The organism is Cupriavidus sp. L7L (assembly GCF_004353535.1).
GTDB classification, from domain to species: Bacteria; Pseudomonadota; Gammaproteobacteria; order Burkholderiales; family Burkholderiaceae; genus Cupriavidus; species Cupriavidus oxalaticus_A.
Window position 1 is genome coordinate 1 of record NZ_SMNY01000214.1, and the last position, 1491, is coordinate 1491.

Below are 1491 nucleotides of genomic sequence, written 5' to 3' on the forward strand. Positions count from 1 at the left end.
GAGGCTTTGAATCCGCTTCGTCCTGAGCGCCCATCTTCGAGAGATCGAACTTCACGGTCTTCATGCCTTCGACCAGGGAGCAGCACATCTTCCGGATCATGTCGTCAAAGCTCGCCGCGGGCATCTTCCCTTCCGCGATGAGCCCCAGCGCCATTTCCCACTTCGCAGTAGTAACGGGATCCCGGAGTTCGTTCGGCAGCTTCTCGATCAACTCGATGCCCGCGTCGGTCGGATGAAATTCCGACTTCACGACCTTGATGTAGCCGCGCGCCTTCAAGGTTTCGATGATTGCGTCCCGCGTCCGCTCGGTCCCGATTCCCTTGGTATCACGCAGGATCCGGCGATCCGCCTCGTTGGTAACGAAGCGGTGAATGTTGGTCATCGCCGAAATCAACGTGCCGTCCTTGTATCGCGGCGGCGGCGTTGTCTCGGCGGAGCGGAGACGGGCGCGACCCCCAGTGAGACGCTGCCCTACCGTGTATGTCATGAGCGGCTCTACTGCTGGTAGTCCTCGAAGCGCTGCGAGTCGTCCTGGCTCGCACCGCGCTTCGGTCGCGCGATACGCGCCTGGCGGAAGCCGAGCTGCCTGTGCAACTCCGTGTCGCACTCGTCGGTCACATAAACCGCGACCGGTTCAGCGTCCTCGATTCGTTCGCCGTCTTCATTGACTGGATTGAAGAGGATGGTGTCGAAATACACATCGCCGCCATCACCACGGTGATTGACGACGCTGCCCAGCGCGACGGTCCGGTGTCCGATCTCGCCAGAGTGCGGGTTGGTGTGCCTGGCAGTCAGGGAAATCACGACTCCTTCGCCATCGCGTCGGGGATTGATGAAGCCGAAAACATGCTGCCGGCCTTGCCCCAGGAGGTCGATGTATCCTGAGAACGCGGCCCTGCTGTTCCCGTCGGAGTTTTTGTAGAGCGCGGCTTTTTCAAACCACTTTTCCCCGATCTTGCGAACACAGCGCAGGACGGGCTGCGGGCCCTGGTCGTACGACATAGCGATTCTCCGAAGTCATTTTGGAAGGGCATCGCCTGCGGTACGCGGCTTTGCCGTGCGTATCATGCATACGATACAGAATGCAATCAAAATATAGCCGTTTGCCTCTTCCCTGTCTAGGCATCAGCCTGCTGGGAACTTCTCCAGGCGGTTTATTGCATCTTTTGGGCGACAGTCCGGCGAGGTTGACGGCCTTGGAGTCTGCGGACCAAGATGCGTCCGCCAACCACCAGAAGGCAGGCCGCGAGACCGGACGCCATCGCCATGCGGTCCTTTACTGTCTCGGAGACCGTTCCCGGGGCGGATGCCGGCTTGGCCTGCGCGAGCGCCTGCGCGCGCATGGCGCGCAGGCGCCCCTTCGTCGGATCCGGCTCCCGCATGAGATCTTCGCGCAAGGCGGAGGCCGCGGATGGGTTGCCTCCCACGCTAGCGGCAACCCGAACGATCTCCTGCTGGCTGGCAGGCAGATTGTCGCGGACCGACATCGCC

Annotated in this window: 3 protein-coding genes; all 3 read right to left on the reverse strand. The window is 61.5% G+C overall.

Features of this window, described 5'->3' with window-relative positions:
* Positions 1 to 487, reverse strand: a 487-nt coding sequence (locus tag E1J61_RS37245; protein ID WP_243737149.1) for a DNA topoisomerase, incomplete at its 3' end; no start/stop codon positions are given.
* 8 nt (positions 488 to 495) lie between these two features.
* Positions 496 to 1002 carry a hypothetical protein gene (locus tag E1J61_RS37250; protein ID WP_133098704.1) on the reverse strand — a complete coding sequence of 169 codons (507 nt, stop codon included), beginning with the start codon at positions 1000 to 1002 and terminating at the stop codon, positions 496 to 498.
* A 152-nt stretch (positions 1003 to 1154) separates the two neighbouring features.
* Positions 1155 to 1491: hypothetical protein (locus tag E1J61_RS38015; RefSeq protein ID WP_207951329.1), on the reverse strand; the 337-nt coding region annotated here is incomplete at its 5' end.